17 protein-coding genes are annotated in these 15,723 nt (G+C 72.4%); 6 read left to right on the forward strand and 11 right to left on the reverse strand.

What is annotated here, in order from left to right:
• Positions 1-64 precede the first annotated feature (64 nt).
• Positions 65-667 carry a hypothetical protein gene (locus tag KUM40_RS37605; RefSeq protein ID WP_217170806.1) on the forward strand — a complete coding sequence of 201 codons (603 nt, stop codon included), beginning with the start codon at positions 65-67 and terminating at the stop codon, positions 665-667.
• 60 nt (positions 668-727) lie between these two features.
• Positions 728-1,483: a 3-keto-5-aminohexanoate cleavage protein gene (locus KUM40_RS37610; RefSeq protein ID WP_217170807.1), complete on the forward strand. Its 756-nt coding sequence runs from the start codon at positions 728-730 to the stop codon at positions 1,481-1,483.
• Positions 1,484-1,836: 353 nt separating this feature from the next.
• On the opposite strand, the gene soxR is transcribed toward KUM40_RS37610, so the two are convergent.
• Positions 1,837-2,358: a redox-sensitive transcriptional activator SoxR gene (gene soxR, locus KUM40_RS37615; protein ID WP_217170808.1), complete on the reverse strand. Its 522-nt coding sequence runs from the start codon at positions 2,356-2,358 to the stop codon at positions 1,837-1,839.
• A gap of 112 nt (positions 2,359-2,470) precedes the next feature.
• On the opposite strand from soxR, the gene KUM40_RS37620 reads away from it, so the two are divergent.
• Positions 2,471-2,932: a MaoC family dehydratase gene (locus KUM40_RS37620; RefSeq protein ID WP_217170809.1), complete on the forward strand. Its 462-nt coding sequence runs from the start codon at positions 2,471-2,473 to the stop codon at positions 2,930-2,932.
• Here KUM40_RS37620 and KUM40_RS37625 read toward each other — a convergent pair.
• The 3 genes from KUM40_RS37625 to KUM40_RS37635 all read right to left on the reverse strand — a co-directional run bounded on the left by KUM40_RS37625 (position 2,923) and on the right by KUM40_RS37635 (position 5,379).
• A complete protein-coding gene (locus KUM40_RS37625) occupies positions 2,923-3,576 on the reverse strand; it encodes a TetR/AcrR family transcriptional regulator (RefSeq protein ID WP_217170810.1) in 654 nt (217 codons plus the stop codon). The genes KUM40_RS37620 and KUM40_RS37625 overlap by 10 nt on opposite strands.
• 275 nt (positions 3,577-3,851) lie before the next feature.
• Positions 3,852-4,166 (reverse strand): YiaA/YiaB family inner membrane protein, encoded by a 315-nt coding sequence (locus KUM40_RS37630; RefSeq protein WP_217170811.1) that lies wholly within the window; start codon positions 4,164-4,166, stop codon positions 3,852-3,854.
• A 61-nt stretch (positions 4,167-4,227) separates the two neighbouring features.
• Positions 4,228-5,379 carry an acyl-CoA dehydrogenase family protein gene (locus tag KUM40_RS37635; RefSeq protein ID WP_217170812.1) on the reverse strand — a complete coding sequence of 384 codons (1,152 nt, stop codon included), beginning with the start codon at positions 5,377-5,379 and terminating at the stop codon, positions 4,228-4,230.
• A 106-nt stretch (positions 5,380-5,485) separates the two neighbouring features.
• Between KUM40_RS37635 and KUM40_RS37640 the strand changes: the two genes are divergently transcribed.
• From KUM40_RS37640 to KUM40_RS37650, 3 genes are all read left to right on the forward strand, one after another.
• Positions 5,486-6,127: a TetR/AcrR family transcriptional regulator gene (locus tag KUM40_RS37640; protein ID WP_217170813.1), complete on the forward strand. Its 642-nt coding sequence runs from the start codon at positions 5,486-5,488 to the stop codon at positions 6,125-6,127.
• 66 nt (positions 6,128-6,193) lie between these two features.
• Positions 6,194-6,907, forward strand: a complete 714-nt coding sequence (locus tag KUM40_RS37645) for a helix-turn-helix transcriptional regulator (RefSeq protein ID WP_217170814.1) — start codon at positions 6,194-6,196, stop codon at positions 6,905-6,907.
• 102 nt (positions 6,908-7,009) lie between these two features.
• On the forward strand, positions 7,010-8,020 hold the full coding sequence (locus KUM40_RS37650; protein WP_254396245.1) for a DMT family transporter: 1,011 nt from the start codon (positions 7,010-7,012) through the stop codon (positions 8,018-8,020).
• Here the strand turns inward: KUM40_RS37650 and KUM40_RS37655 are convergent.
• The 7 genes from KUM40_RS37655 to KUM40_RS37685 form a co-directional block, all read right to left on the reverse strand.
• Positions 8,017-8,487, reverse strand: a complete 471-nt coding sequence (locus tag KUM40_RS37655) for a pyridoxamine 5'-phosphate oxidase family protein (RefSeq protein ID WP_217170815.1) — start codon at positions 8,485-8,487, stop codon at positions 8,017-8,019. The genes KUM40_RS37650 and KUM40_RS37655 overlap by 4 nt on opposite strands.
• A 97-nt stretch (positions 8,488-8,584) precedes the next feature.
• The gene (locus KUM40_RS37660) at positions 8,585-9,682 is read right to left on the reverse strand and encodes a Zn-dependent alcohol dehydrogenase (RefSeq protein ID WP_217170816.1); all 1,098 of its coding nucleotides are present in this window, start codon (positions 9,680-9,682) and stop codon (positions 8,585-8,587) included.
• A 20-nt stretch (positions 9,683-9,702) separates the two neighbouring features.
• Positions 9,703-11,091: an aldehyde dehydrogenase family protein gene (locus tag KUM40_RS37665; RefSeq protein WP_217170817.1), complete on the reverse strand. Its 1,389-nt coding sequence runs from the start codon at positions 11,089-11,091 to the stop codon at positions 9,703-9,705.
• Positions 11,092-11,213: 122 nt separating this feature from the next.
• Complete coding sequence (locus KUM40_RS37670) at positions 11,214-12,557, reverse strand: ABC transporter ATP-binding protein (protein WP_217170818.1); 1,344 nt, start codon at positions 12,555-12,557, stop codon at positions 11,214-11,216.
• Between the two features lie 181 nt (positions 12,558-12,738).
• Positions 12,739-12,942, reverse strand: coding sequence for a hypothetical protein (locus KUM40_RS37675; protein ID WP_217170819.1), 204 nt, complete (start codon positions 12,940-12,942; stop codon positions 12,739-12,741).
• Between the two features lie 2 nt (positions 12,943-12,944).
• On the reverse strand, positions 12,945-14,234 hold the full coding sequence (locus KUM40_RS37680) for an MFS transporter (RefSeq protein ID WP_217170820.1): 1,290 nt from the start codon (positions 14,232-14,234) through the stop codon (positions 12,945-12,947).
• Between the two features lie 50 nt (positions 14,235-14,284).
• Positions 14,285-15,700, reverse strand: coding sequence for a CitMHS family transporter (locus KUM40_RS37685; RefSeq protein ID WP_217170821.1), 1,416 nt, complete (start codon positions 15,698-15,700; stop codon positions 14,285-14,287).
• Between the last annotated feature and the right edge of the window lie 23 nt (positions 15,701-15,723).

Here is a 15,723-nt window from a genome sequence, read left to right on the forward strand (position 1 = left end):
ACGTCTGTACGACGACGCCGAAGTGACCCGAGTACAGGTGCAGGTGTGACGGAGGTGCAGGGCGATGGCCGGTTTCCGAAGTCTGGCGAGACAGGTCCGCGATCCACGGTGCGACCTGGCGCTGCGGCGCTATTCGCTGCGCAAGTGCCTTGAGCGTTTTGCCCCTTATGGGCACAGGGCGACCTGGGACCATCTCTGCTCCCGGGCCGGGTTCGGTCCCGAGGACCGCTCCCCCGACCCAGCGCGGCTCGTGGCCGCACTGGAGGAGCTGGAGGAGGCGCGTTCGGTGTGGCTGGCCTACGAGGTCGAGTTCGCCGAGCGGCGCAGGAAGGAGAAGCACGACGGGCTGCGCAGTCCGGGCAGTGTGGACGACTGGCACCGGCTGACCTGGGGCGGTTTCGGTGTGGCCTGGTGCGACGACCCCCGGGTCCATCCCGACGGACCGCTGGCGGAGGTGCTGCGCCGGCTGATCTCGGCGCTCGAGCGTGAACCGGGGTCCGTGTGCCCGGTGTGCGACGGGGAGCGCCTCGTCTGGACGTACGACCTGGACCACGAACCCTCGACGGGCCCCGTCTGCGCGGACTGCGGAATCCTCGTGCCGCGGCCCGTTCTCACCCCCGACGCGCCGGTGGACGCCCGGCGGAGCCGGTTGCTGATGACGGCGTAGCGCACCGCGGGGTGCCATGAGCCGGCGGGTGTTGTCAGTGGGGCCCGGCACCATGGGGGGATGGTGCAACTGTGTGTGAACGGGGCCCGCGGGGCCGTCGACGGTGCGGTGGTGCCGCTGTCGCCGGAGGCGCTCGCCGACTCAGTGGCCGCAGCGGTCGCCGCCGGGGCCACGGACGTCCACGTCCACCCGAAGACACCGTGCGGACAGGACACGTTGTCGCCGCGCGTGCTCGCCGCCACGCTGGAGGCGATACGGGCACGGGTGCCGACGTCGGTGCCGGTCGGCGTCACGACGGGCGCCTGGGCCGAGCCCGACCCGGCCGCCCGGATGGCCCGGGTACGGAGCTGGTCGGTGCTGCCCGACCACGCGTCGGTCAACTGGCACGAGCCGGGCGCCGAGCAGCTCGCCGCCGCACTGATGGAGCGCGGAGTGGGTGTCGAGGCCGGCGTCTGGTCCGGCACGGACGGGGCGGACCTGTTCCTGCGCTCACCGCTCGGGCCCCGGGTGCTGCGGGTTCTGGCGGAGGTCACGGACACCACCCCGGCGTCCGCTCCCGACTCGGCGCGCACCCTGCTCACCGCTCTCGGCACAGCCCACGGCCGCCCTGTCCTGCTCCACGGCGAGGACGCCGGCACCTGGCCGGTCCTGCGCCTGGCCGGCCGGCTGGGCCTGCCGACCCGCATCGGCCTGGAGGACACCCTGCTCCTGCCGGACGACCGCCACGCCACCTCCAACGCCGAACTGGTCGACGCGGGCATACGGGAGTGGACCTCGGCGCGGCGGGAGACGGGGCGTGGTCCGGTGGGGGGGTGAACGAGTGACCTCGACCCGACAAAACGGGACGAGACGGGACGGGAGATGACTCGGCGGGGCGGGACGCGACGGGGCGCGCTCGGGCGGGGCCACGACCGGGCGAGACCCGGCAGGGCAGGGCAGGACGGCGCCTGGCCCGGCGCGGGCACGACGAAGCGAGACCCGGCAGGGCCCGACGGGTGCGACCCGGCGGGGGCGCAACGGACCGGGACCCGGCGCGTGCACCACGGGTGTGTGCCCGAGACCCGGCAGACACACGACCTGGCCGAGACCCGGCAACAGCACGACGGGTGACCCGGCGCGGCGGGACGGAGCGGCGTCTGGGTCTGGGGCTGGGTCTGGGTGTCGGGTCGTCAGTCGCAGCACTCCGTGTCGCGGTCGCGGGGGCGGCTCGGGCGCTGTCGGTGGTTGGTGGGCTCACGATGCTCCACCATCAGGCGCGAGCCCGCGCGGCGTTCGCCGAAGGCGTCGTCGGGGTTGGACAGGACGCAGGTGTCCAGGGACAGGCAGCCGCAGCCGATGCAGTCGGTGAGGTGGTCGCGCAGCCGGTTCAGTTGCTTGATGCGCTCGTCCAGTTCGGAGCGCCAGGACTCGGAGAGCCGGGCCCAGTCGTCCCGGGTGGGCGTGCGCCCCTCCGGCAGTTCGGCGAGGGCTTCGCGGATCGTGGCCAGCGGGATGCCGACCCGCTGCGCCGCCCGCACGAAGGCGACCCGGCGCAGCGCGTCGCGGCCGAAGCGGCGCTGGTTGCCCGAGGTGCGTCGACTGCTGATCAGGCCCTTGGCCTCGTAGAAGTGCAGGGCGGAGACGGCGGCGCCGCTGCGGGCGGCGAGCTGGCCGACCGTGAGCTCTTGGATCTTCTCGGGAATCTGAGGCACCTCTCGAACCCTACCGACCCGGCCCGGCCACTCGCCCGGTCCGTTGACATGGGCTTCGCGGGCCACCATGCTAAGCAGTCGCTTAGACTAGTTCAGCATGGGAGGCCGGGACATGGCAGAGCCGAGGATCTTCGCGTCCGCCGACGAGGTGAAGGCGGCGGTGGGCGAGCAACTGGGGTACACCGACTGGCTGGAGGTCGACCAGAAGCGGATCGACCTGTTCGCCGAGGCGACCGGCGACCACCAGTGGATCCACGTGGACCCGGAGAAGGCCGCCGCGGGCCCGTTCGGCACCACGATCGCGCACGGCTATCTGACCCTGTCGCTGCTCCCGCTCTTCGGACCGCAACTGATCCGGGTCGAGGGCGTGAAGATGGGCGTCAACTACGGGACCAACAAGGTCCGTTTCCCCGCCCCCGTCCCGGTCGGCTCGCGGCTGCGCGCCACGGCGGCGATCACCGGCGTCGAGGACGTCACGGGAGGCATCCAGGTGAGCATCGCCTTCGTCGTGGAACGCGAGGGCGGCGACAAGCCGGTCTGCGTCGCCGAGTCCGTCTCGCGCTACTACGTCTGAGCGGCGCCGGACCCGGACGGGTCCCGCACCCCCACCATCCTCAGCACGAGGTCGGCGTAGAGCGCGCCGACCTCGTCGGGCGTCCGGGGGCCGTTCACGTTGAACCAGCGGGCCACGTCGATGCAGAGCGACAGCACGGCGAGCGTGGTGCCCTGGAGGTCCACGACCTCGAACTCGCCCGCGGCCACGCCGTCCTCGATGATGCCGCGCACCTCGGCGTCGCACTGCCGGCGCAGCGCGACGATCTCGGCACGGGCGTCGGGCCCGAGCGCGTCCAGCTCGTACTGCACCACGCGCGCGGTGGTGCGCCGTCCGGCGTGCCACCGTACGAAGGAACTCACCGCGTCGGCGAGCCGCTCCGCGGCGCCGCCCTCGCCCCGGGCCGCCGTCCGCAGGATGGCGAGCGCCCGGTCGTGGCCGATGCGGCTGATGCGGTGGAGCAGCTCTTCCTTGGTCTTGTAGTGGATGTAGAGCGCGGCCGGGCTCATGCCGGCCCGTCCGGCGATGTCGCGGGTCGTGGTCGCGTGGTACCCGCGCTCGGCGAACGCCTCCACGGCGGCGACCAGGAGTCGCCGGGCCGCGTCAGGCGTGACCTCTTCCCACGGCTCGATGTCGCCGCCCGTCGTCTCGGCCGCCGTACTCATCGCTTGTTCGCCCCTCTCGGTGACAGGAGCACCACCATACCGCCGAAGCTGAGCGGGCGCTTAGGGCCTGTCCGGCGATCAGGTCGCAGGAAAGACACGGCGCCCCATCGACGCTGCTGAGCGGGGTCTGGTGCGTGCAGATGCAAGGCGGAGGAGGGCGACAACGCAGAGCGTTGGCAACCGACGACAACGCCTGGGGCCCCTCCCACGCCCTTAAGGCAGTGGGGGAGTGCGCGCCAGACCCCGCGTCTGCGACAGGATCCGCCGGGCAGGCCCTAAGGGCGCTGTCCGGCAGGGGTGCCGCCCGGCTGCTGGAAGGGGTCGTGCTCGACCAGGATCTTGTCCAGGCGCGCCTGGTCCACTCTGCTCACGATCTGCACCACCTCCTGACGGTCCCGGATGATCTTGGCCAGCGTGAAGGCCGAGGTGACGAGGTACAGGACGGCGATCGCGAGGAAGGCGCGCACCCAGGCGTCGGCCTGGAGCTGGTAGATGCCGATGGCGGTGGCGGCCATGGCCACCGCGAACGACGCGACGGCCTGCCCGTAGAAGGCCGCCGTGTTCTGCTGCTTGACCGGTGTGTCACTCATGGGGACAAGGGTCGGCGGATGTGGCCGGGACCACATCCGCCGAGATACTCAGTTGGGGTACTCAGAACGCCGAAACCCCGGTCAGCGCACGCCCGATGACCAGCTTCTGAATCTGGCTGGTGCCCTCGTAGAGGGTCATCACGCGGGCGTCGCGCAGCAGTTTTCCGGCCGGGTACTCGTCGATGTAGCCGTAGCCGCCGAAGACCTGGAGGGCGTTGTTGGCGGCGCGGACGGCGGCCTCCGAGGCGAACAGCTTGGCCTTGGAGGACTCGACGGTGAAGGGCTGCCCGCGGTCGATCAGGTCGGCGACCCGCCAGGTGAGCAGCCGGGCCGCGTCCACGTCGAGGGCGATGTCGCTGATCAGCTCCTGCACTAGCTGGTGGTGGGCGATGGTCTTCCCGAACTGCTCGCGCTCGCCCGCGTACTTCACGGCGGCGTCCAGTGCAGCCTGGGCGATGCCGACACAGCCCGCCGCGACCGACATCCGCCCCTTGGCGAGGGCCGACATGGCGACCGAGAAGCCCTTGCCCTCGGGGGCCAGCATCGCGGAGGCCGGGACGCGGACGTCCTCCATGACCAGTTCCGCGGTGGCCTGGCCGCGCAGCCCGAGCTTGCCGTGGATGGTGCGGCGGGTGAGGCCGGGGGTGTCGGTGGGCACGAGGAAGGCGGAGACGCCCTTGTGGCCGGGGGCGTCGGTGGAGCGGGCGAAGAGCAGCACGACGTCGGCCCAGGTGCCGTTGGTGATGAACGTCTTGGTGCCGTTGATGACATAGTCGGCGCCGTCACGGACCGCTCGGGTGGAGAGGTTCCCCGCGTCCGATCCGGTGCCGGGCTCGGTGAGGCCGAAGCAGCCGACGTACTCGCCCGAGGTGAGCCCCGGCAGCCAGCGCCGCTTCTGCTCCTCGTCGCCCCACGCGGCGACGGTCTTGGCGACCAGGCCGAGGGAGACGGACACGATCCCTCGCACGGAGCTGTCGCCGCGCCCCAGCTCCTCGGTGACCAGGCAGTACGCGAGATGGTCGCCGCCACTGCCGCCGTACTCCTCGTCGACGGTGAGCCCGAGGAAGCCGACCTCGCCGAGCTTCTTCACGAGGGAGCGGTCCACCTCCTCGGCGCGGTCCCAGGCGACCACGTGCGGGGTGATCTCGCGCGCCACGAAGTCCCGCGCGAGCCGCCGTACGGCGCTCTGCTCCTCGCTGAGCTCCAGATTCATGCCGAGTCACCCCACAGAAGACGGACCTTGAACGAAGACGGACCTTGAATGGCGTACTTTTAAATTAGCAGTGCTAGTTAAAAGGCGCAGCCCTACTATGTGCGCCATGGCCCGACCGCGCAAGCCCCTGCTCAGCACCGACCGGATCGTCGAGACGGCACGCGCGCTGGTGGACGCGGAGGGCCTCGCGGCCGTCTCCACGCGCCGGCTCGCCGCGGAGCTGGGGGTCAGCGGGCCCTCGCTCTACAACCACTTCCGCACCAAGGACGAGATCCTGGAGGCGGTCGCCGATTCGGTGAGCGCGCAGGTCGACCTGTCGATGTTCGAGGACGGCCGGGAGTGGCGGACCGCGCTGCACGACTGGGCCGTCTCCTACCGCGCGGCCCTGCGCGACCACCCCAACATCGTCCCGGTGCTGGCCCACGGCCCCGGCCGCCGCCCGGCCGCGCTGCACCTCGCGGACGCCGTCTACGGCGCGATGGTCGCGGCGGGCTGGCCGGCGGCCCAGGCCACGTCCATCGGCGCGCTGATGCGGTACTTCATCATGGGCTCGGCGCTCGGTTCCTTCGCCGGGGGCTTCGTGGACGACGCGGGCGCCTACGACCCCGCCGACTACCCGCACCTCCAGCAGGCGCACCTCCTGGCCGAACAGCAGGAGAAGATCGACGAGCGGGCCTTCGAGACCGGCCTGACGGCGCTGCTGGACGGGCTGGCGCAGCAGTACGCGCAGGTGGCGCAGGATGCCTGAGACAGGCTGCGGGCTCCAGGGACACTTCGGCGCCCGCCGAACCGTACGTGCCGCATCCTGGGAGGCATGACCGACAGGGACGCCGAAGCGACCGGCCTCGCACGGCTGGCCGGGCTGCTCGCGGACGAGACGCGCGCCGCCTGCCTGCTGGCCCTGCTGGACGGGCGGGCGTGGACCGCCGGTGAGCTGGCCCGGCACGCCGGGGTCGCCGCGTCGACGCTGAGCGAGCACCTGGGCAAGCTCGTCGCGGGCGGGCTGCTCGCGGAGGAACGGCAGGGGCGGCACCGGTACGTGCGGCTGGCCGACGAGCGGGTCGCGCAGTTGGTCGAGGACCTGGCCGCCCAGGTCGCGCCCGAGGCCGCGGCACGGCGTCCGCGTACGCTGCGGGCGTCCAGCGCCGGGTCCGCGATGGCCCGGGGGCGTACCTGCTACGACCATCTGGCCGGGCGGCTCGGCATCGCGGTCACCGACGCGCTGACCGGGCGCGGGCTGCTGCGCCAGGACACCGGCTTCGCGCTCACGGACGCGGGTCTCGGCTGGTTCGACGCCGCCGGAATCCCACTGAAACCCACCCGTCGCCGGCCGCTGGCCCGGGCCTGCCTCGACTGGACGGAACGCCGCCCCCATCTCGCGGGCGTCGCGGGCGCGGCCCTGTGCGCGCACGCCCTGGACACGGGCTGGTGCGTGCGCATCGGCTCGGAGCGGGCGGTGAAGATGACGCCGGTGGGCGAGGCCGCGCTGTCCGAACTGCTGGGCATCGACCCGGCGGTGCTGCGCTGAGCACCGGGTCCCGGCCCGAAGCCCGCGTCCGAAACCCGCGTCCGAAACCCGCGTCCGAAACCCGCCAGCGGGAGCGCCTTCCCACTGCCTAGCCTCTGGAGCATGATGAGCGCCGCCCGCACGCCCCGTCCAGCCCGCACGCCCCGTCCAGCCCGCACGCCCCGTCCAGCCCTCTCGCACCGCCGTCCGGAACTGCTCGCCGCCGGCGCGGCCACCGTCACCGTCGTCCTGTGGGCGTCCGCCTTCGTGTCCATCCGCAGTGCGGGCGAGGCGTACTCACCCGGCGCGCTGGCGCTCGGGCGACTTCTGTCGGGCGCCCTGACGCTCGGGGTGATCTGCCTGCTGCGCCGGGAGGGACTGCCACCGCGGCCGGCCTGGCGGGGGATCGCGATATCGGGGCTGCTGTGGTTCGGCTTGTACATGGTCGTCCTGAACTGGGGCGAGCAGCAGGTGGACGCCGGCACGGCCGCCCTGGTGGTGAACGTCGGCCCGATCCTCATCGCGCTCCTCGGCGCCCGGCTGCTGGGGGACGCGCTGCCGCCCAGGCTGCTGGCCGGGATGGCGGTGTCGTTCGCCGGTGCGGTGACCGTGGGTCTGTCGATGTCCGGCGAGGGCGGGTCCTCGCTGTTCGGGGTGGCGCTGTGTCTGCTGGCCGCCGTGGCGTACGCGGGCGGCGTGGTCGCGCAGAAGCCCGCGCTGGGGCACGCGAGCGCCCTTCAGGTGACGACGTTCGGGTGCCTGGTCGGGGCGGTGCTCTGTCTGCCGTTCACGGGGCAGTTGGTGCACGAGGCGGCCGGGGCGCCCGCCTCGGCCACGCTCAACATGGTGTACCTGGGCGTGTTCCCGACCGCGCTGGCCTTCACGACGTGGGCGTACGCCCTGGCGCGTACGACCGCCGGCCGCATGGGCGCGACGACGTACGCCGTGCCCGCGCTGGTCGTGCTGATGTCGTGGCTGGCGCTGGGCGAGGTGCCGGGGCTGCTCACCCTGGCGGGCGGCCTGCTGTGCCTGGCGGGCGTGGCGGTGTCCCGCTCGCGCAGGCAGATGGCCGCGGCCCCGGAACGTGCCGGGTCCCCGGGTCGAGCCGAGCCCACCCGTTCGAGGTCCGTCTAGACCAGCCACTTCCCGTCGCGCATCAGGGTCCGTCCGGCCATCTCGGCAACCGTTCCCCACGCCTGCAGCAACTGCGGAGCGACCTGGAAGAAGACGTACGAGGGGTGGTCCTCGCGAGGGTCCCAGCCGTCCTTGGCGGCGAAGGCGTCGCCGACCTCGGCCGGAAGCTCCTCGCGGGTCAGCATGCGGGCGGTGCCGTGGATCAGGACCACGTCCCGGCTGTGGCCGACGCTGAGCCGGACCCGGCCCGAGGAGCACAGGTTGCGCCCCGTCGGGTTGGTGTCGCGGGTGGACAGCCACACCGCCTCGCCGTCCCACCAGAAGGCCAGCGGAACGAGGCACGGCTCGCCGGTGGCGTCGGCCGTGGCGACCCATGCGTCGTTGTCTCGCAGGAGCCGTTCAAGCGCCTCGCGCTTGCGCTGCTCCGGGCTACGGGGACCGCTGGGAGGAGAGTCGACTGCCGTCATGCGGGGAGATTACGGCGTGCGGCCCCCCGCCACATCAGGCGGGGGACCTACGTCGCACGGCGGAGACAGGGTTTCGATACGCGCCCCTAGAACACCACTAGAACACCACCAGTGCTCGCCCGCCCTTGCCCGCCAGCATGTTCTCGAAGGCCGCCGGGATGCCGTCCAGGGCGATGCGCTCGGTCACCAGGGCGCCGAGGTCGAGGCGCCCGGCGCGTACGTGTTCGGCCAGCACCGGGAGGTCGCGGGCGGGGTCGGCGTTGCCGTAGACGCAGCCGGTCAGGGTGCGGCCCCAGTGGAAGATCTCCAGGGCGTTGAAGGTGACCTGCTGGTCCTTGCCGCCGATGCCGACGACCGTGGTGCGGCCGCCGCGCCGGGTGGACTCCCAGGCCGTGCGGATGGTGACCGCGCGGCCGACGCACTCCACGGCGACGTCGACGCCCTGTTTGCCGGTGAGGGCGCGGATCTCGCGGGCGGTGGTGTCGGAGGCGAGGAGGTAGTCGGTGGCGCCCGCGGCCCGGGCCAGTTCCTCCTTCTCGGGGGACACGTCGACCGCGACGATCTTCGAGGCGCCCGCGATCCGGGCCGCCTGGAGGGTGGCGAGGCCCACTCCCCCGACGCCGAAGACCGCGACCGTCTCGCCCTCGCGGACCTTCGCCGAGTGGTGGACGGCGCCGTAGCCGGTGAGGACGGCGCAGCCGAGCAGTGCCGCGTCGGTGAGCGGGATGCCGTCGGGGACGGGCAGGACGCAGTCGGCGTTCACGACCGTCTCCTCGGCGAACGCGGCGACGTTCAGGCCGGGGTGCAGGTCGGTGCCGTCGTCGGCGCGGCGGGCGTGCACGTTGGCGGCGCCGGACAGGGCGTTCGCGCACAGCCACACCTCGCCGAGCGAGCAGGCGTGGCAGGCGCCGCAGGACGGGGCCCAGTTGAGGACGACGTCGGCGCCGGGCGCGACGTGGGTGACGTCCTCGCCGACGGCGACGACGGTCCCGGCGCCCTCGTGGCCGAGGACGGCGGGGAGCGGCACGCGCATGGTGCCGTTGGACAGGGACAGGTCGGAGTGGCAGACCCCGGCGGCCGTGAGCTTCACCCGGACCTGGCCGGGGCCGGGCTCGGGCAGCTCGATCCCGGTGATCTCCAGCGGGGCGCCTACGGCGGGTACGACGGCGGCTCGGACAGCGGTACGGACGGCCATGACGTGGGCAACTCCCGTGGCTAGAACTGGAGGGACTTGGTCTGGAGGTACTCGGCGAGGCCGTGCGCGCCCAGTTCGCGGCCCACGCCCGACTGCTTGTAGCCGCCGAAGGGCGCCAGCGGGTTGAAGCGGCCCCCGTTGATGTCGACCTGTCCGGTGTCCATCCGGCGGGCGAAGGCGACCGCCTCGGCCTCCTCGCCGGCCCAGACGGCGCCGGCGAGACCGTAGACCGTGCCGTTGGCGATCCGCAGGGCGTCGTCCTCGTCCTCGTAGCGCAGGATCGACAGGACGGGGCCGAAGATCTCCTCCTGGGCGACGGTCATGTCCTCGCGCACGTCGGCGAGGACCGTGGGGCTGACGAACCAGCCCTGCTCGCGCGGGGCCTGGGGACCGCCCGCGACGAGGCGCGCGCCCTCGGCGACGCCCTTCTCGATGTACCCGCGCACCCGCTCCCGCTGCTTGGCGTTGACGACGGGGCCGATCCGGTCGCCGTACTTGGCGGCGGCCTCGGCGGCCAGCTCGACCGCCGCGTCGTACTGGTCGCGGTGGACGAGCATGCGGGTCCAGGCGCTGCACGTCTGGCCGGAGTTGGACATGACGTTGGCGACGCCGACGTTGACCGCCTTGGCGAGGTCGGCGCTCGGGAGGATCACGTTGGCGGACTTGCCGCCGAGTTCGAGGGCGACCTTCTTGACGGCCGCGCCCGCGGCGGCGCCGATCCGGCGGCCCACGGCGGTGGAGCCGGTGAAGGAGACCAGGTCGGTGCCGGGGTGTTCGGCGAGGGCCTGTCCCGCGACCGGTCCGAGACCGGTGACCAGGTTGAAGACGCCCGCGGGGACGCCTGCCTCGTGCACCGCCTCGGCGAAGAGCTGGGCGGTGAGCGGGGTGTCCTCGGCGGGCTTGAGCACGATCGTGCAGCCGGCCGCGAGCGCCGGGGCGACCTTGGCGACGATCTGGTGCAGCGGGTAGTTCCAGGGAGTGATGGCGCCGACCACGCCGACCGGCTCGTGGTGGACGACGGAGTTGCCGACCTTCTCCTCGAAGGCGTACGTCGCCGCCAGGTCGGCGTAGGAGCCGGCGACCGCGATGGGGGCGGCGGCGTGCACGGCCTGCGAGAACTTCAGCGGGGAGCCCAGTTCGGCGGTGACCGTCTCGGCGATCTCCTCCTTGCGGGCGATCAGTACGTCCCGCAGGGCGGCCAGCCGTGCGGCGCGCTCGGCGGGCGGGGTGGCGGCCCAGTCCGGCAGGGCGGCGCGGGCGGCCCGTACGGCGGTGTCGACGTCCAGGGCGTTGCCCGCGGGGACCTTGCCGATCACCTGCTCGTCGGCCGGGTTCACGACGTCGATCGTGTCCCGGCCGTCGGCGGGGCGCCAGGCTCCGTCGATGTACATGCCGTCGTGTGCCTTCATCGCGTTCCTTCCGGGCGGGCCTCGTCGTCCGGCCCCAAACTAGCGCCGATAGTTTTACGGCACCAGGGCATCCCACGATGGTGGCGCGGCTCACCCTCCCGGAGTGCGAGATCGCGGCGGGATCACTCCTCCAGGTCGGGCAGCCGTGCCGGGGCGGGGCAGATGCGGTCACCCTGCTGGTCGAAGACGAACAGGTGGGCGAGGTCGACGAGGAGGGGCACCTGCATGCCGTGGCGGAGGTCGATGTCGGGGGTGGTCCGAACGATCAGGTCGCCGGGGAGGCGGCCGTCGGGGGCGGCCACCACGGACCCGGGCCCGGGCTCCTCCGGTTCGTCCATGACCACGACCGGTCCGGCGCGCAGGGCGCCCGCCCGCTCCTTCAGCCGGTCCAGGACCGTGCCGTCGCGGCGGCGCCGCCGGACCGGGCGGGTGACGGGGCGCGGCGCCTCCAGGTCGGGCACGACGGCCGACCGGGAACCGGTGTTGAAGTGCACGAGCACCTCGTGGCCCTGGAACTCGACGTGCTCCACGAGGCCGGTGAGCAGCACCTCGCCGGGGCGGGCGGAGGCGGGCTTCGCGATCCTGACGGCCTCCGAGCGCAGGCCCACGATCACCTCGCGGCCCTGCTGCACGCGGAGCAACTGGTGGTCCAGGGACAGCGGTTCGGGCAGCCGCAGGAACTGCTTGCCCAGGCTGATGGTCATCGCCCCGTCCAGCGGGGCGCGCACGAGGCCGCGCAGCAGGTTGATGCGCGGGGTGCCGATGAAAGCGGCGACGAACACGTTGCGCGGCAGGGCGTACACGGCGCGCGGGGTGTCCACCTGCTGGAGCACCCCGCCGCGCAGGACGGCGACGCGGTCCCCGAGGGACATGGCCTCGGACTGGTCGTGGGTGACGTAGATCGTGGTGACGCCCAGTTCCCGGGTGAGTCTGGTGATCTCGGCGCGCAGATGGTTGCGGAGCTTGGCGTCGAGGTTGGACAGCGGCTCGTCCATCAGGAAGGCGGTCGGGTGACGGGCGATGGCCCGCCCCATGGCGACGCGCTGGCGTTCGCCGCCGGAGAGCTGGGCGGGGAGGCGGTCGAGCAGGTCCTCAATGCCCAGCATGCGGGCGGTGGCGTCCACACGGGGGGTGTGGTCGGCCTGCGGGTCCTCGACGCGCAGCGGGAAGCCGATGTTCCCGCGGGTCGTCATGTTGGGGTACAGGGCGAAGTTCTGGAAGACCATCGCCATCCGCCGCTCGGCGGGGAGCAGATCGTTGGCGTACGCGCCGTCCAGCGTCAGTTCGCCCTCGGTGATCTCCTCCAGACCGGCGATCATGCGCAGCACGGTCGACTTGCCGCAGCCGGAGGGGCCGAGCAGGACGAGGAACTCGCCCGGCGCGATGTCCAGCGACAGCCGGTCCACCACGCGGACGCCTCGCGCGTAGGTCTTGCTCACGTCGTGCAGGGAGATGGCGCGTGTCATGGAGGTGCCCCCGGGGGCTCACTGAGCGATGGTGCTCCGCGGTCGGACGCCGTCGTGCGGGTCGTACGAGGCGTGTGAGTCACGGAAGTTAACGGACCGTGCCCGGCCGGGGGAAGACGCTGGACCACAACTCGACGCGACCGTCCAACTGGTGAGAAAGCGGACGGCCGGATTCCCTCAGTCAGTCGCCGCCGTCGCTGCTGCCGCTGCTGCCCCGGTTCCGGTCCCCGCGGGAACGGCCGGACGCGCGCACCAGTTCACCCGCCAGCAGGGTCGCCCTCGACACCCCCCGCGTCCAGCGCGGGCCGCCACGGGCCGCCCACACGACGCACGCGCAGCCGCCGAGGGCGAGGACCAGGACTGCGGACAGAACGATGAGAATCATGCTCATCCCTTCGGTTCCCGACACGGCCGGCCGTTGCCGGCCCGGTCGGTGACATCCTGCCCGACCGCCGCACGCCCCCGGCCGGCCGGCCCGGACGCACCGGCGGCACCGGCTGCCCCGGCCGCCCCGGCCGCCGGGGAGCGCAGGGCGACGCCCGACGAGAGCAGGAGCAGCGCCCCGAGCATCACGAACGGCGCGGCCACGCCCGCGACCCCCGCGATCAGGCCCGCGGCGGCGGGTGCGGCGACCTGGCCGAGGCGGTTGCCGGTCAGGCGCAGGGCGAGAGCGGTGGAGCGCGCCTCGTCGGGGGCCGCCCGCACGACGGTCGTCATGGACAGCGGCTGGCCGACGCCGAGACAGAAGCCGAGGACGACCAGCATCAGGGCGAGCGCCCACACCGGCACCGGCAGCGCGACACCGGCGCACAGCAGGGCGGCCAGCAGACACGTGACCGTGAGCAGGGCCGTACGGCCGAGCAGCCGCAACAGCGGCGTCAGCACGAGCCGGCAGGCGATCGTGGCGGCGGCCCGCAGGCTGAGCAGTACGCCGATCACGGCCGGGGAGATCCCCCGGTGCTCGCCGACCACCGGCAGGTAGGCGGTGAGGATGTCGGTCGCGGACAGCACGGACAGGCTGATCAGGATGCCCCCGGGCACGCCCCGGGCCCGCAGGATCCTCCCCACGGCAACGCGCGGACCCTGCTCCTTGCCGGACCTGGCCGCCGCCGGGTGCTCTATGCGCCACAGGGAGCTGAAGGCGACCGCGGCGCCCGCGCCCGCCACCACCAGGGCGAGCGCGCTGCTGCCGGCCATGTCGGGCCCGCCGATCAGCGCGCCCGCCGCGATGGGGCCGATCAACTGGCCGAGCGAGGCGCCGATGGTGAAGTGGCCGAAGTTGCGGTCCTGTTCGTGCGGCGCGGACTGGCGGGCGACCAGTGACTGGGCGCCGATGACGAAGCAGAGGTGCCCGAGGCCCATGACGCCGCTCCACAGGGCCATCGTCCACAGGGACCCGGCGAGGCCGCTCAGCGCGCAGCCCCCGGCGATCAGCACCACGCCGACGGGCAGCAGCGGCGCACAGCGGCCGTGGTCGGTACGGCGGCCCAGCGGAACGGCGGCGAACAGCGGCAGCAGGGCGTACACACCGGCGATGACGCCGACCGCCCGTTCGTCGGCGCCGAGCGCGAGGGCCCGGTAGGAGACGGCGGGCCTGGCCATCGACACCGCCGCCTGCGCGAAGCCGAAGGCGATGACGAGGCGGAGCAGCCAGCCGCGGTTCCCACCGGGCGTCATGGTCGTGTCCCTTCCTGACGATCTCACGATCCCCCATGCTCATCTGTTGATCAGATGATGCCGAACACGATGCCCGCGGCGAGAATCACCAGGCTCGTCAGGACGGCCCACTTCACCACGAACCGCGTGTGGTCGCCGAACTCGACCCTGGCCATGCCGACCAGGACGTACACGGCCGGGACGAGCGGGCTGGACATGTGCAGCGGCTGCCCGACGATCGAGGCGCGGGCGATCTCCAGCGACGACACACCATGCGCCTGACCGGCCTCGGCGAGGACCGGCAGGACGCCGAAGTAGAAACCGTCGTTGGACATGAAGTAGGTGAGCGGCAGGCTGAGCAGGCCGGTGACCAGGCCCATCTGCGGACCCATGCCTTCGGGGATGGTGTCCACGAGCCAGTTGGCCATGTGGTCGACCATGCCGGTGCCGGTGAGCACACCGGTGAAGACCGCGGCGGCGAAGACCATGCCGGAGACGTTGAGGACGTTGTCGGCGTGGGCCGCGATGCGGGCCTTCTGGTCGGGGATGTGCGGGAAGTTCACGCTGAGCGCGAGCGCGGCACCGATCAGGAAGAGCACCGGGATCGGCAGCACCTCCATGATCATGGAGGTGAGCAGCGCGACCGTGAGCAGCGCGTTGAACCAGTACAGCTTGGGGCGCAGGGTGGGCCGGTTCGGGTCGAGGCCCTTGAAGTCGTCGTCGTCATCGTCATCGTGATCGTCCGCGGACGCGCTGCCTGCGCCGGCACCGGCACCCGCACCGGGCGCGGAAGCGCCGCCAGTGCCCGCACCCGCACCGACCAGCACCGTCTCGCTCTCCGGCTCCCGCACCAGGGTCTCGTCCAGCGACAGCGTGCCCAGCCGCCTGCGCTCACGCAGACCGAGCACGTAGGCCAGGACGACGACCGCGAGCAGACCGACGGCCAGGGCCGGGATCATCGGGACGAAGATGTCGGTGGCGTCGACCTTCAGCGCGGTGGCGGCGCGGGCGGTGGGGCCGCCCCAGGGCAGCGTGTTCATCACGCCGTTGGCCATCGCGGCGACGCCTGTCATCATGACCAGGCTCATCTTCAGCCGCTTGTACAGCGGGTACATGGCCGAGACCGTGATCATGAAGGTGGTGGAGCCGTCGCCGTCCAGTGAGACGATCGCGGCGAGCAGCGCCGTACCGACGACGATGCGCATCGGGTCGGCCTTGCAGAACTTCAGGATGGCCCGGACGATCGGGTCGAAGAGCCCGACGTCGATCATCACTCCGAAGTAGACGATCGCGAACATGAGCATCGCCGCGGTGGGGGCGAGGCTGGACACGCCGTCGATGACGTAGTCGCCGAGATGGGCGCCCTTGCCGACGATCACGCAGAACAATGCGGGAATCAGCACGAGCGCCGCGATCGGCGACATCTTCTTCATCATGATCAGGACCAGGAAGGTCGCGATCATGGCGAAGCCGAGGATGGTCAGCATGAATGAGTACCTAACGTTCGCCC

The organism is Streptomyces sp. AC512_CC834, from assembly GCF_019049325.1.
GTDB lineage: Bacteria > Actinomycetota > Actinomycetes > Streptomycetales > Streptomycetaceae > Streptomyces.

Excerpts from the sequence above, each read along its gene's own strand:
- KUM40_RS37605 (WP_217170806.1), top strand. The coding sequence starts at position 65 with ATGGCCGGTTTCCGAAGTCTGGCGAGACAGGTCCGCGATCCACGGTGC.
- KUM40_RS37610 (WP_217170807.1), top strand. The coding sequence starts at position 728 with ATGGTGCAACTGTGTGTGAACGGGGCCCGCGGGGCCGTCGACGGTGCG.
- KUM40_RS37620 (WP_217170809.1), top strand. The coding sequence starts at position 2,471 with ATGGCAGAGCCGAGGATCTTCGCGTCCGCCGACGAGGTGAAGGCGGCG.
- KUM40_RS37625 (WP_217170810.1), bottom strand. The coding sequence starts at position 3,576 with ATGAGTACGGCGGCCGAGACGACGGGCGGCGACATCGAGCCGTGGGAA.
- KUM40_RS37630 (WP_217170811.1), bottom strand. The coding sequence starts at position 4,166 with ATGAGTGACACACCGGTCAAGCAGCAGAACACGGCGGCCTTCTACGGG.
- KUM40_RS37635 (WP_217170812.1), bottom strand. The coding sequence starts at position 5,379 with ATGAATCTGGAGCTCAGCGAGGAGCAGAGCGCCGTACGGCGGCTCGCG.
- KUM40_RS37640 (WP_217170813.1), top strand. The coding sequence starts at position 5,486 with ATGGCCCGACCGCGCAAGCCCCTGCTCAGCACCGACCGGATCGTCGAG.
- KUM40_RS37645 (WP_217170814.1), top strand. The coding sequence starts at position 6,194 with ATGACCGACAGGGACGCCGAAGCGACCGGCCTCGCACGGCTGGCCGGG.
- KUM40_RS37650 (WP_254396245.1), top strand. The coding sequence starts at position 7,010 with ATGATGAGCGCCGCCCGCACGCCCCGTCCAGCCCGCACGCCCCGTCCA.
- KUM40_RS37655 (WP_217170815.1), bottom strand. The coding sequence starts at position 8,487 with ATGACGGCAGTCGACTCTCCTCCCAGCGGTCCCCGTAGCCCGGAGCAG.
- KUM40_RS37660 (WP_217170816.1), bottom strand. The coding sequence starts at position 9,682 with ATGGCCGTCCGTACCGCTGTCCGAGCCGCCGTCGTACCCGCCGTAGGC.
- KUM40_RS37665 (WP_217170817.1), bottom strand. The coding sequence starts at position 11,091 with ATGAAGGCACACGACGGCATGTACATCGACGGAGCCTGGCGCCCCGCC.
- KUM40_RS37670 (WP_217170818.1), bottom strand. The coding sequence starts at position 12,557 with ATGACACGCGCCATCTCCCTGCACGACGTGAGCAAGACCTACGCGCGA.
- KUM40_RS37675 (WP_217170819.1), bottom strand. The coding sequence starts at position 12,942 with ATGATTCTCATCGTTCTGTCCGCAGTCCTGGTCCTCGCCCTCGGCGGC.
- KUM40_RS37680 (WP_217170820.1), bottom strand. The coding sequence starts at position 14,234 with ATGACGCCCGGTGGGAACCGCGGCTGGCTGCTCCGCCTCGTCATCGCC.
- KUM40_RS37685 (WP_217170821.1), bottom strand. The coding sequence starts at position 15,700 with ATGCTGACCATCCTCGGCTTCGCCATGATCGCGACCTTCCTGGTCCTG.